The following is a 12,719-nucleotide window of genomic DNA, read 5'->3' as shown; positions in this document are numbered from 1 at the left end:
GAAGTAAATGACTAAAGAAAATATTAAACTTTTTTCAGAAATGCACGCTGAACCAAGCTGGTTGGCTGACCTCCGTCAAAAAGCTTTTGATAAGATTGAGACTTTGGAATTACCAGTTATTGAGCGTGTCAAATTCCACCGTTGGAATCTTGGTGATGGAACGATTACAGAAAGTGAGCCATCAGCAAATGTTCCAGATTTCACAGCTCTAGATAATCACTTGAAGTTGGTACAAGTAGGAACTCAAACTGTTTTTGAGCAAACTCCAGTTGAGTTAGCTGAACAGGGTGTTGTCTTCACAGATTTCCATTCAGCTTTAGAAGAAATTCCAGAGCTGATTGAGGAGTTCTTCATGTCATCTGTTAAGTATGACGATGACAAGTTGGCAGCCTACCATACAGCTTATTTTAACAGTGGTGCTGTTCTCTACATTCCTGATAATGTTGAGATTAAAGAACCAATCGAAGGGATTTTCTACCAAGACAGTGATAGCGATGTGCCGTTTAACAAACATATTATGATTATCGCTGGTAAGAACAGTAAGATTAGTTATCTGGAGCGTTTAGAGTCACGTGGTGGAGGTAGTGCTAAGGCAACTGCAAATATCACAGTTGAAGTGATTGCACGTTCTGGTGCGCAAGTCAAGTTTGCTGCGATTGACCGTCTAGGTGAAAACGTCACTGCTTACATTAGCCGTCGTGGTAAATTAGGCAACGATGCAAGCATTGACTGGGCAATCGGTGTCATGAACGAAGGGAATGTCGTTGCTGATTTTGATAGTGACTTGATTGGAAATGGTAGCCATGCAGATCTCAAGGTTGTAGCTCTTTCAAGTGGTCGTCAGGTACAAGGGATTGATACTCGAGTGACTAACTATGGTTGCAACTCAATCGGAAATATCCTACAACATGGGGTTATTCTTGAAAAAGCAACCTTGACCTTCAATGGTATTGGCCACATTATCAAGGGTGCCAAGGGAGCAGATGCGCAACAAGAAAGTCGTGTTCTCATGCTTTCAGACCAAGCGCGTTCAGATGCCAATCCAATTCTTTTGATTGATGAAAATGATGTTACTGCAGGACACGCGGCTTCTATCGGTCAAGTGGATCCTGAAGACATGTACTACCTTATGAGCCGTGGTTTGGATAAGGCAACTGCAGAACGATTGGTTGTCCGCGGTTTCCTTGGCTCCGTTATCGTTGAGATTCCAGTCAAGGAAGTTCGTGATGAAATGATTGCAACTATCGAAGAAAAATTGTCAAAACGCTAAGGGGTAGCCTATGTTAGATGTAGAAGTGATTCGCAAGGATTTTCCAATTTTAGACCAGATTGTTAATGATGAACCATTAGTCTATTTGGACAATGCTGCGACGACACAAAAACCACTGGCAGTTCTGGAAACTATTAACCGCTATTATGAGCAGGACAATGCCAATGTTCACCGTGGGGTTCATACCTTAGCGGAACGGGCAACAGCTTCTTATGAAGCTGCTCGTGAAACCATTCGTAAGTTTATCAATGCAGGCTCAACAAAGGAAGTACTCTTTACCCGAGGAACGACAACCAGTCTTAATTGGGTAGCGCGTTATGCTGAGGAAGTCTTGACTGAGGGAGACCAGGTCTTGATTTCCGTCATGGAACACCATTCCAATATCATTCCATGGCAGGAAGCCTGCCGCAAGACTGGGGCAGAGCTTGTCTATGTCTATCTTAAGGACGGAGCTCTGGATATGGATGATTTGCGAACTAAATTGACTGACAAGGTCAAGTTTGTTTCGCTAGCTCACGCCTCCAATGTTCTTGGTGTAGTCAATCCGATTAAAGAAATCACGAAAATGGCCCACCAAGTTGGAGCTATCATGGTGGTGGATGGTGCTCAGTCTACTCCTCATATGAAGATTGATGTCCAGGACTTGGATGTGGACTTCTTTGCCTTTTCAGGTCACAAGATGGCTGGCCCAACTGGTATCGGTGTTCTTTATGGCAAAGAAAAGTATCTGGAACAAATGTCACCAGTAGAATTTGGTGGCGAAATGATTGATTTCGTTTATGAACAATCTGCTAGTTGGAAGGAATTACCTTGGAAATTCGAGGCTGGAACTCCCAATATGGCGGGTGCAATCGGACTTGCTGCGGCAGTGGATTATCTTGAAAAGATTGGTATGGATGCCATTGAAGCTCATGAACAAGAATTGATCGCATACGTCTATCCAAAACTGCAGGCAATTGAGGAATTAACTATTTATGGTTCGCAGGACTTGGCTCAACGTTCAGGTGTCATTGCCTTTAACCTAGGCGACCTTCATCCTCACGACCTTGCGACTGCTTTGGATTATGAAGGAGTGGCTGTTCGAGCGGGTCACCACTGTGCCCAACCCTTGCTCCAGTATTTGGATGTCCCAGCAACAGCTCGCGCAAGTTTTTATATTTACAATACCAAGGCAGATTGCGACAAGCTAGTCGATGCCTTACAAAAGACAAAGGAGTTTTTCAATGGCACTTTCTAAACTAGATAGCCTTTATATGGCAGTGGTAGCAGACCATTCGAAAAATCCACATCACCAAGGGAAGTTGGAAGATGCTGAGCAAATCAGTCTCAACAATCCGACCTGTGGAGATGTCATCAACCTCTCAGTCAAGTTTGATGCAGAGGGCCGTTTGGAAGATATTGCTTTTCTAAACTCAGGTTGTACCATCTCGACTGCCTCTGCAAGCATGATGACAGATGCAGTTTTAGGAAAAACCAAACAAGAAATTTTAGAGCTTGCGACTATTTTTTCTGAAATGGTTCAAGGCCAAAAAGATGACAGACAAGATAGTCTTGGAGACGCAGCCTTCTTATCAGGCGTTGCAAAATTCCCTCAACGTATCAAGTGTGCAACCCTAGCTTGGAACGCCCTGAAGAAAACAATTGAAAATCAAGAAAATCAGTAAGACAAGTTTCTTTTGTCTTATGAATCAGTAGAAATGAAGAATGAAAGAAAGGATATTATGGCTGAAGAAAGAGTAGAACCAAAACCAATCGATCTTGGTGAATATAAATTTGGTTTCCATGATGATGTAGAGCCTGTCCTATCGACAGGAAAAGGATTAAACGAAGATGTCATTCGCGAATTATCGGCTGCTAAGGGAGAACCTGAGTGGATGTTAGAATTCCGTTTGAAGTCTTATGAAACCTTTAAAAAAATGCCCATGCAAACATGGGGAGCAGACTTATCAGAGATTGACTTTGATGACTTGATCTACTACCAAAAACCATCTGATAAACCTGCTCGCTCTTGGGATGAAGTTCCTGAAAAAATTAAAGAAACCTTTGAGCGTATCGGGATTCCTGAAGCTGAGCGTGCTTATCTAGCTGGTGCCTCTGCTCAGTATGAGTCAGAAGTGGTTTACCACAACATGAAGGAAGAGTTCCAGAAATTGGGGATTATCTTTACAGATACAGATTCTGCCCTCAAGGAATACCCAGACTTGTTTAAACAATACTTTGCCAAGTTGGTACCGCCGACAGATAACAAGTTGGCTGCCCTCAACTCAGCAGTATGGTCAGGTGGAACATTTATCTACGTACCAAAAGGTGTTAAGGTAGATATTCCGCTTCAAACTTACTTCCGTATCAACAACGAAAATACAGGTCAGTTCGAACGTACCTTGATTATCGTTGACGAGGGAGCGAGTGTTCACTACGTAGAAGGATGTACGGCACCAACTTATTCAAGCAACAGCTTGCATGCGGCCATCGTAGAAATCTTCGCCTTGGACGGAGCTTATATGCGTTATACGACTATTCAAAACTGGTCTGATAACGTTTATAACTTGGTAACAAAACGTGCTAAGGCTCAAAAGGATGCCACTGTTGAGTGGATCGATGGAAACTTGGGTGCCAAAACAACCATGAAATATCCATCCGTTTACCTAGATGGAGAAGGGGCGCGTGGTACTATGCTCTCTATCGCCTTTGCTAATGCAGGACAACACCAAGACACTGGTGCTAAGATGATCCACAATGCTCCACATACAAGTTCGTCTATCGTGTCTAAATCCATCGCTAAAGGCGGAGGAAAGGTGGACTACCGTGGACAAGTAACCTTTAACAAAAACTCTAAGAAATCTGTTTCTCACATCGAGTGTGACACCATTATCATGGATGACTTATCAGCATCAGATACTATTCCATTTAATGAAATTCATAACTCGCAAGTTGCTTTGGAACACGAAGCTAAGGTTTCTAAGATTTCAGAAGAACAACTCTATTACCTCATGAGCCGTGGCTTGTCAGAATCTGAGGCAACAGAGATGATTGTTATGGGATTTGTAGAACCCTTCACAAAAGAACTTCCAATGGAATATGCAGTTGAGCTGAACCGCTTGATTAGCTATGAGATGGAAGGATCAGTTGGGTAAAATTTGTTTTTATATTTACCCATAATCAAGGATTTTGAAGATGAACTTGTAACAAAAAATCGCGGTTTAAAATCGCGATTTTTTATAATTTTTCGTTGATGAAGCGGATAAACTGATTCCACCAAACTTTTAAGAAGAAGGCTTTTTCAACTTTCTTTTCTGCTACCATTTCAAAACTAGGACGTTCTGTAGTGATGTAACCTTGACCAATCAAATCATTGTCTTCATAAGTTAAATGACCAACCACTGTTCCGGCTTCAAGTGGTGCTGGGATTGCTTTAGAATCAGGTGTGAATTGAACAGATTGAGAAGATTGACCCCCAACACGTTCAATTAGAGAGATATCATCTTTGGCAATAGCAGTGACTGTATCTTCTTTTCCATCTTGTACAGGGGCTTTACTATCTTGGTAGGCATCGCCTTTTTGAACGATTTTACGAAGTGTGAATGTAGAAGAGATATAATCCATTAGTGAAGATGTAGCTGTGAAGCGAGCGTAAGGATTATTGTCTTGATGATCTGCATTCAAAACAACTGTGATAACCCTCATCCCTTTTTCAACAGTAGTACCAACAAAAGATTCTCCAGCCTTGTCTGTTGTTCCTGTCTTAAGGCCATCAAAACCACCGCGATAAGCAGGCATACCCTCTAACATGTAGTTGGTAGAAGTGATTGTCATTCCAGCAAAAGTAGAAGAAGGTTTTTTCGTGATTTCCAAGACTTGTGGGTATTTTTTGATGAGGTTGCGAGCAACGATAGCGACATCATAAGCACTGAGCTTGTTTTCATCATCTTTTTTAGATCCTGGGTAAATGTTATCCCCTAAAGTCTCATTGTTAAGACCCGTCGTATTGACAACAGTGGCATCCTGAATTCCCCATTCCAAGAGTTTTGCGCGCATCATATCGACGAAATCTTTTTCTGAGCCAGCAATTTTCTCAGCTAGGGCAATAGCCGCACTGTTAGCACTAGATACTAGGGTTGCTTCAAGTAGTTGTTCGACGGTGTAATTACGAGCCTCCATAGGAACGTTACTCGCTTCAGAATTTGTCGTTAATTTGTAAGGATAATCAGAAATATCTACCGGAGTTGATAGTGTAATACTGCCATTTTCCAAGGCTTCATAGACAAGATAAACAGTAATTAACTTTGTGATTGAAGCAATTTCAACTGGCTGGGTTGCATCTTTCTCATAGAGAATTTTACCAGTATTCGCCTCAACGGCAATTGCATGTTTAGCAGCAATATTAAAATCTTGAGCATCAACAGTAGATGCTGCCCCAATAACGGAAAGGCTTAGGAGAGTTAAAATTATTTTTTTCATAGTAAGTTTATTCTATCATAAAGAAAAAAATATTCCCAGTTTCATGATATAAGAAAGAAGCTTTTTTGAAAGTGTGGTAAAATAGATGAATGGAGGTACTTCATGTTTCGTAAGAATAAATTATTTTTTTGGACCAGTGAGATTTTACTATTAACCATCATCTTTTATTTATGGAGACAGATGGGTGGGATTATAACGCCTTTTGTAAGTGTCGCAAACACTATAATGATTCCCTTTCTTTTAGGTGGTTTTTTATATTATTTGACCAATCCTATTGTAAATTTTTTACAAAAGTATTTCAAAATTAACCGTATCATTGGTATTCTACTAACCTTGTGCGCCTTGGTTTGTGGGCTAGTTATTGGGGTCGTCTATCTCTTACCGATTTTGATTAATCAGCTGACAAGTTTGATTGCTACAAGTCAGACAATCTACAGTCGTCTGCAAGATTTGATTATCGATTTATCCACTTATCCAGCCTTTCAAAATTTAGATATTCAAGCGACTATTCAACAGTTAAATCTCTCTTATGTAGATATTCTACAGAATATCCTAAATAGTGTAACGAATAGTGTTGGAAGTGTCTTATCTGCGCTCTTTAGTACTGTTTTGATTATTATCATGACACCTGTATTTTTAATTTATTTTTTGTTAGATGGCCACAAATTCTTGCCGATGCTTGAGCGTACTGTTTTAAAGCGAGATAAGTTGCATATTACAGGTCTTTTAAAAAATTTGAATACTACAATTGCTCGATATATTAGTGGAGTTGCTATTGATGCGATTATTATTGGTTGTTTGGCCTTTATCGGATATAGCGTGATTGGTTTGAAATACGCTTTGGTCTTTGCCATCTTTTCAGGATTGGCCAATCTCATTCCTTATGTTGGACCAAGTATTGGTTTGATTCCGATGATTATCGCCAATGTCTTTACTGATCCTCATAGAATGCTGATTGCAGTTGTTTATATGTTGATTATTCAACAAGTAGATGGGAACATCCTTTACCCTCGAATCGTTGGTGGAGTGATGAAGGTTCATCCAATTACGATTTTAGTATTACTTTTGTTATCAAGTAATATCTATGGTGTCATTGGCATGATTGTCGCAGTACCAACCTATTCTATCTTAAAAGAAATTTCTAAGTTTTTATCACGTTTGTATGAAAATCATAAAATAATGAAAGAACGAGAAAGAGAATTAGCTAAGTAAAAATCAGGAAATTCCTGATTTTTCTTTTTCATTAAAGAAGTGATGGGAGTAGAAATACCGTTTAGATTAGTAGATTAAGAATAATTCACAAAAACTTTGTAAAACACTTGCAATTTAGCTGAAATTTGATAAAATAGTAAGGAAAGTTAGACTGTATTGCCTACTGTCTATCTATAAAATATATTTTATTGGAGGCTTTTACTCAAATGGCAAAAGAAAAATACGATCGTAGTAAACCACACGTTAACATTGGTACTATCGGACACGTTGACCACGGTAAAACTACCCTAACTGCAGCTATCACAACTGTTTTGGCACGTCGCTTGCCTTCATCAGTTAACCAACCTAAAGACTATGCGTCTATCGATGCTGCTCCAGAAGAACGCGAACGCGGTATCACAATCAACACTGCGCACGTTGAGTACGAAACTGAAAAACGTCACTACGCTCACATCGACGCTCCAGGACACGCGGACTACGTTAAAAACATGATCACTGGTGCCGCTCAAATGGACGGAGCTATCCTTGTAGTAGCTTCAACTGACGGACCAATGCCACAAACTCGTGAGCACATCCTTCTTTCACGTCAGGTTGGTGTTAAACACCTTATCGTCTTCATGAACAAAGTTGACTTGGTTGACGACGAAGAATTGCTTGAATTGGTTGAAATGGAAATCCGTGACCTATTGTCAGAATACGACTTCCCAGGTGACGATCTTCCAGTTATCCAAGGTTCAGCTCTTAAAGCCCTTGAAGGTGACACTAAATACGAAGACATCGTTATGGAATTGATGAACACAGTTGATGAGTACATCCCAGAACCAGAACGTGACACTGACAAACCATTGCTTCTTCCAGTCGAAGACGTATTCTCAATCACTGGACGTGGTACAGTTGCTTCAGGACGTATCGACCGTGGTATCGTTAAAGTCAACGACGAAATCGAAATCGTTGGTATCAAAGAAGAAACTCAAAAAGCAGTCGTTACTGGTGTTGAAATGTTCCGTAAACAACTTGATGAAGGTCTTGCCGGAGATAACGTAGGTGTCCTTCTTCGTGGTGTTCAACGTGATGAAATCGAACGTGGACAAGTTATCGCTAAACCAGGTTCAATCAACCCACACACTAAATTCAAAGGTGAAGTCTACATCCTTACTAAAGAAGAAGGTGGACGTCACACTCCATTCTTCAACAACTACCGTCCACAATTCTACTTCCGTACTACTGACGTTACAGGTTCAATCGAACTTCCAGCAGGTACTGAAATGGTAATGCCTGGTGATAACGTGACAATCGACGTTGAGTTGATCCACCCAATCGCCGTAGAACAAGGTACTACATTCTCTATCCGTGAGGGTGGACGTACTGTTGGTTCAGGTATGGTTACAGAAATCGAAGCTTAATTCGATTTAGTTCCCAGAAGAACAATTATTTAAGTCAGACACTAAAAGAATCTTGCATTGCAAGGTTCTTTTTTTCGGATATTGAACTAAAATTGAAGAATTGTTTACATAAAAAAGCTCTATACACTTGATGGGCATAGAGCAAAGGGGGGGTTATTTGATGTAGAGTTCTTGATTTTTTAGGACAATTTCACGGACACCTGCAAACTTCTTAAGTTTTTTGAGTTCTTCAGGATGGGTGACGAGAGTGATAACATAACCTTCCTTGCCCATACGGCCAGTACGGCCAGCACGGTGAGTGTAAATTTCGATATCTCTAGGGACATCAAAGTTTACAACACATTCGAGGCTATCGATATCAATCCCACGAGCCAAAAGGTCTGTTGCAAGAAGAAGGGTCAGTTGGTTATCTTTAAACTTTTCTAAGATAACTTTTCTAAATTTAACATTGACATCACTAGCTAGAGATACAGCTAAGATATCACGATACTGTAATTTTTCTTCTGCACTTCCAAGATCTGACAAGCTGTTAAAGAAGACCAGACCACGGAAATCTTCTACATGAGCTAGTTTTCGTAGCATATCCACTCGGTGACGTTGGTCTACCTGCATATAGAAATGTTGGATGTTATCCAATTTTTGGTCAGAGAGATCAATGGTGCGCGTGTTAGGCGCAATCTTTTCTTGGTCAAACTTGGTCGTCGCACTCATGTAGACCAGGTGGTGGTCACGCGGTGCGTAGTGGGTAATTTTCTCGACAAAGTGAATCTGAGAATCATCGAGCAATTGGTCGAATTCATCCAGGATGATAGTTTCCACATTCATCATCTTGATTTTTTTCAGTTTAATGAGTTCAAAAATACGGCCAGGAGTTCCAATCAGAATTTCTGGTCCTTTTTTTAGGCGTTCAATCTGGCGTTTCTGACTCGAACCTGATAAGAAGAGCTGAGCAGTCAAGCCGATAGCTTCAGTCCACGTTTTACATACATCAAAAATCTGTCCAGCAAGCTCAGTATTTGGTGCTAGAATCAAGAGTTGTTGGGCTTTTTTCTTTTGTAGTCTGAGAAGACTTGGTAGGAGGTAAGCTAGGGTCTTACCAGTTCCTGTTGGGCTCACTCCTAGAAGATTTTCTCCCGCAAGAAGGGGTTCAAATAGTTGAGTTTGAATGGGGGTAAATTCTTGGAAACCGAGTTGGTCACTCAGTTCTTGCCATTCAGTCGGTAGTTTGGTTTTCATTTTTCTGCCTCAAATCTAATGCCAGCAGTCTGGCGCATGGTATAAAGTAGCTCATGAACTGAACTTGCATCTTCCAGCCAAGTTTGGTAGAGATTCAGATCTGGTTGATGAATCATGTGTGCAAATGCAGCGACTTCCTCAGTCATCGTATGAGGAGCCTGTTGGATAGGGAGTTGGACTTGATTGCCTTGATGGTCGGTAAAAATAGCTGAGCTGACATGTTCGATGGTGTTGAGGGTCAAGGTACCATCTGTCGTATAAATCTCGCAAGGAAGATTGGAAGTGATGTTTTTCCCTGCCTTGATATGAACTTGATAGTCTGGGTAGAAGAGGATTCCATCTCCATTCAGGTCCATGCTATTGTCAAGCTGTTGAGCCATGTAGGTCGCGTCCTGAGCCTTTCCAAAGAGGCGAACGGCAGCGTAGAGAGGATAAATCCCCAAATCCATAAGGGCTCCGCCAGCAAAACGATTTGAGAAGACATTAGGTGTCTCCCCAGCCAACAAGTTAGGCATTTTGGAAGAATACTTGGCATAGTTGAAATCTGCTCCCAAAATTAGTTTGTCTGCTAAAAAGTTTTTGATGATAGTGAAAGCTTTTTCATGGTAGTTCCGTGCCGCTTCGAAGATAAAACAGTGATTTTTCTCAGCTGTCTGTCTCAAATCCAGCCATTCTTGTGGCTGCGTGACAGCTGGCTTTTCAAGAATGACATGTTTACCTGCAGACAATGCAACTTTTGCCTGATCAAAATGTAAGGAGTTTGGACTAGCAATATAGACTACATCAAAGGAGCTCTTGAAGAAGTCCTCTACTTGATCAAAGAGTTGGATATCCTGATAGCGAGAAGCAAAGGTTGCTGCAGTTTCTAGTTTTCTAGAATAAACTGCGACTAACTGGTATTCTCCACTGGTATGGGCTGCTTCTATGAAGTGGTGGCTAATAGCCCCTGTTCCGATAACACCTAATTTAAGCATAGTTACTCCTTTTCCGATTTCAAATCCTTCTTTCATTATAACATAGATAGACGGGACTATCCAACAGAGGGTAAGAAATTTCAAATAAGCTACTAGGTCTTTTCCAAAGAAAATGGTACAATAATGAGATGAGTAAATGAAATGGGAGGAAAAATGAGGTTATTACCTATAAGAAAAATATCACGTCAGTCTAAGAGGCTAGCGCTTTTTTTGACTTTTTGTGCAGGATATGTAGATGCCTATACGTTTATTGTGCGAGGGAATACTCTTGTTGCTGGACAAACTGGGAATGTCGTCTTTCTATCAGTGGGACTCATTCAACACAATGTGTCAGATGCCAGTGCCAAAGTAATGACCTTGCTAGCTTTTATGATGGGGGTCTTTTTATTAACTGTTTATAAGGAAAAATTGAGAATTGTGAAAAAACCAATTTTGTCATTGCTTCCTTTAGCAATCTTATCAATCATTATTGGTTTTGTGCCGCAGACTGTAGATAATATCTATCTAGTACCTCCCTTGGCCTTCTGTATGGGATTGGTGACAACTGCTTTTGGAGAAGTGTCGGGTATTGCCTATAATAACGCTTTTATGACAGGAAATATCAAACGGACCATGCTAGCTTTTGGAGATTATTTCCGAACCAAGCACACACCTTTTTTGCGTGAAGGATTCATATTTGTTAGCCTGCTTAGTAGTTTTGTCCTTGGCGTTGTCTTTTCAGCCTATTTGACGATTTTCTATCATGAAAAGACCATTCTTGGTGTTCCTATTATGATGAGTATTTTTTACCTCAGCATGCTTTTTGCCAAGTGGCGGAAAAAAGTAAAAGAAAAAGCTTCATTTTAGGTGTTATTACTTGTAAGAAAATAGGAGATATGCTATAATTGAAGAGTTGACTATGCACGTTCCTGTGCAACCGCACGAACATCGTTGCTTGATTATTCAAGTTTAAGTGGTTCGTCCCACGATGCTAGGCGAGTCTTCACAAAAAAATCGGGGAAACCCATAAAAATCATAGGAGGTGCATAATGAGCACATACGCAATTATCAAAACTGGCGGAAAACAAGTTAAAGTTGAAGTTGGTCAAGCAGTTTACGTTGAAAAATTGAACGTTGAAGCTGGTCAAGAAGTTACTTTTAACGAAGTTGTTCTTGTTGGTGGTGAAAACACTGTTGTCGGAACTCCACTTGTTGCTGGAGCTACTGTAGTTGGAACTGTTGAAAAACAAGGAAAACAAAAGAAAGTTGTTACTTACAAGTACAAACCTAAAAAAGGTAGCCACCGTAAACAAGGTCACCGTCAACCATATACAAAAGTTGTCATCAACGCAATCAACGCTTAATTTTAAGGAGAACACATGATACAGGCAGTCTTTGAGAGAGCCGAAGATGGCGAGCTGAGGAGTGCGGAAATTACTGGACACGCCGAGAGTGGCGAATACGGCTTAGATGTCGTGTGTGCATCGGTTTCTACGCTTGCCATTAACTTTATCAATTCTATTGAGAAATTTGCAGGCTATGAACCAATCCTAGAATTAAACGAAGATGAAGGTGGTTATCTGATGGTTGAAATTCCAAAAGATCTTCCTTCACACCAGAGAGAAATGACCCAGTTATTCTTTGAATCATTTTTCTTAGGTATGGCAAACTTATCGGAGAACTCTTCAGAGTTCGTCCAAACCAGAGTTATCACAGAAAACTAACACGGAGGAAAACATTATGTTAAAAATGACTCTTAACAACTTGCAACTTTTCGCCCACAAAAAAGGTGGAGGTTCTACATCAAACGGACGTGATTCACAAGCAAAACGTCTTGGAGCTAAAGCAGCTGACGGACAAACTGTAACAGGTGGATCAATCCTTTACCGTCAACGTGGTACACACATCTACCCAGGTGTAAACGTTGGACGTGGTGGAGACGATACTTTGTTCGCTAAAGTTGAAGGCGTAGTACGCTTTGAACGTAAAGGACGCGATAAAAAACAAGTTTCTGTTTATCCAATCGCTAAATAAAAAGGTCCAGTGAACCTTTTTATCCTGAGCCTTGAAATGTAAAGGCGAGGATGCTGAAATAGCATAAATAAGGCTTTCCGAGTTTTCGGAGAGCCTGTTTTTTTGGTTTGATACCCATTTTGGTACCCATATTATGGAAATTGTATTTGCATC

The 12,719-nt window shown here is 40.6% G+C and carries 13 protein-coding genes and 1 other annotated feature; of the genes, 10 read left to right on the top strand and 3 right to left on the bottom strand.

Translation table 11 applies throughout. The features are described 5' to 3' along the window. Positions 1 to 7 precede the first annotated feature (7 nt). The 4 genes from sufD to sufB are packed head-to-tail and all read left to right on the top strand — an operon-like array spanning position 8 to position 4,404. Positions 8 to 1,270 (top strand): Fe-S cluster assembly protein SufD, encoded by a 1,263-nt coding sequence (sufD, locus tag O3664_RS03180; protein WP_084928605.1) that lies wholly within the window; start codon positions 8 to 10, stop codon positions 1,268 to 1,270. 10 nt (positions 1,271 to 1,280) lie between these two features. Next, positions 1,281 to 2,507 (top strand): cysteine desulfurase, encoded by a 1,227-nt coding sequence (locus tag O3664_RS03175; RefSeq protein WP_371613625.1) that lies wholly within the window; start codon positions 1,281 to 1,283, stop codon positions 2,505 to 2,507. After that, complete coding sequence (gene sufU, locus O3664_RS03170; RefSeq protein ID WP_060628494.1) at positions 2,494 to 2,934, top strand: Fe-S cluster assembly sulfur transfer protein SufU; 441 nt, start codon at positions 2,494 to 2,496, stop codon at positions 2,932 to 2,934. Before O3664_RS03175 ends, sufU begins: the two co-directional genes overlap by 14 nt. 57 nt (positions 2,935 to 2,991) lie before the next feature. Next, the gene (gene sufB, locus O3664_RS03165) at positions 2,992 to 4,404 is read left to right on the top strand and encodes a Fe-S cluster assembly protein SufB (protein ID WP_000797054.1); all 1,413 of its coding nucleotides are present in this window, start codon (positions 2,992 to 2,994) and stop codon (positions 4,402 to 4,404) included. 82 nt (positions 4,405 to 4,486) lie between these two features. Here sufB and pbp3 read toward each other — a convergent pair whose 3' ends face one another. Beyond that, entirely contained in the window at positions 4,487 to 5,728 is a 1,242-nt protein-coding gene (gene pbp3 / locus O3664_RS03160; protein WP_371613624.1) for a D-alanyl-D-alanine carboxypeptidase PBP3, read from the bottom strand. 102 nt (positions 5,729 to 5,830) lie between these two features. Between pbp3 and O3664_RS03155 the strand changes: the two genes are divergently transcribed. Next, positions 5,831 to 6,940, top strand: coding sequence for an AI-2E family transporter (locus tag O3664_RS03155; RefSeq protein WP_023947789.1), 1,110 nt, complete (start codon positions 5,831 to 5,833; stop codon positions 6,938 to 6,940). 206 nt (positions 6,941 to 7,146) lie between these two features. Further along, positions 7,147 to 8,343, top strand: a complete 1,197-nt coding sequence (gene tuf / locus O3664_RS03150; RefSeq protein WP_001040726.1) for an elongation factor Tu — start codon at positions 7,147 to 7,149, stop codon at positions 8,341 to 8,343. Between the two features lie 153 nt (positions 8,344 to 8,496). Here tuf and O3664_RS03145 read toward each other — a convergent pair whose 3' ends face one another. Both O3664_RS03145 and O3664_RS03140 read right to left on the bottom strand, forming a co-directional pair. Then, a complete protein-coding gene (locus tag O3664_RS03145) occupies positions 8,497 to 9,579 on the bottom strand; it encodes a DEAD/DEAH box helicase (RefSeq protein ID WP_023947787.1) in 1,083 nt (360 codons plus the stop codon). After that, entirely contained in the window at positions 9,576 to 10,553 is a 978-nt protein-coding gene (locus tag O3664_RS03140) for a Gfo/Idh/MocA family protein (protein WP_371613623.1), read from the bottom strand. Before O3664_RS03140 ends, O3664_RS03145 begins: the two co-directional genes overlap by 4 nt. A 141-nt stretch (positions 10,554 to 10,694) precedes the next feature. Here O3664_RS03140 and O3664_RS03135 point away from each other — a divergent pair, with 141 nt between their 5' ends. From O3664_RS03135 to rpmA, 4 genes are all read left to right on the top strand, one after another. Then, positions 10,695 to 11,399 carry a YoaK family protein gene (locus O3664_RS03135; protein ID WP_084928599.1) on the top strand — a complete coding sequence of 235 codons (705 nt, stop codon included), beginning with the start codon at positions 10,695 to 10,697 and terminating at the stop codon, positions 11,397 to 11,399. 58 nt (positions 11,400 to 11,457) lie between these two features. Next, positions 11,458 to 11,545: a sequence feature (ribosomal protein L21 leader region), on the top strand. A 36-nt stretch (positions 11,546 to 11,581) separates the two neighbouring features. Continuing rightward, positions 11,582 to 11,896 carry a 50S ribosomal protein L21 gene (gene rplU, locus O3664_RS03130; RefSeq protein ID WP_000109141.1) on the top strand — a complete coding sequence of 105 codons (315 nt, stop codon included), beginning with the start codon at positions 11,582 to 11,584 and terminating at the stop codon, positions 11,894 to 11,896. 15 nt (positions 11,897 to 11,911) lie between these two features. After that, positions 11,912 to 12,256 (top strand): ribosomal-processing cysteine protease Prp, encoded by a 345-nt coding sequence (locus O3664_RS03125; protein ID WP_000613699.1) that lies wholly within the window; start codon positions 11,912 to 11,914, stop codon positions 12,254 to 12,256. Positions 12,257 to 12,272: 16 nt separating this feature from the next. Beyond that, the gene (gene rpmA / locus O3664_RS03120; RefSeq protein ID WP_000916509.1) at positions 12,273 to 12,566 is read left to right on the top strand and encodes a 50S ribosomal protein L27; all 294 of its coding nucleotides are present in this window, start codon (positions 12,273 to 12,275) and stop codon (positions 12,564 to 12,566) included. The last annotated feature ends 153 nt before the right edge of the window (positions 12,567 to 12,719 follow it).

It is taken from the genome of Streptococcus sp. 27098_8_109, from assembly GCF_041432295.1.
Taxonomy (GTDB): domain Bacteria; phylum Bacillota; class Bacilli; order Lactobacillales; family Streptococcaceae; genus Streptococcus.
This window is presented reverse-complemented; position numbering and strand designations above follow the sequence as displayed.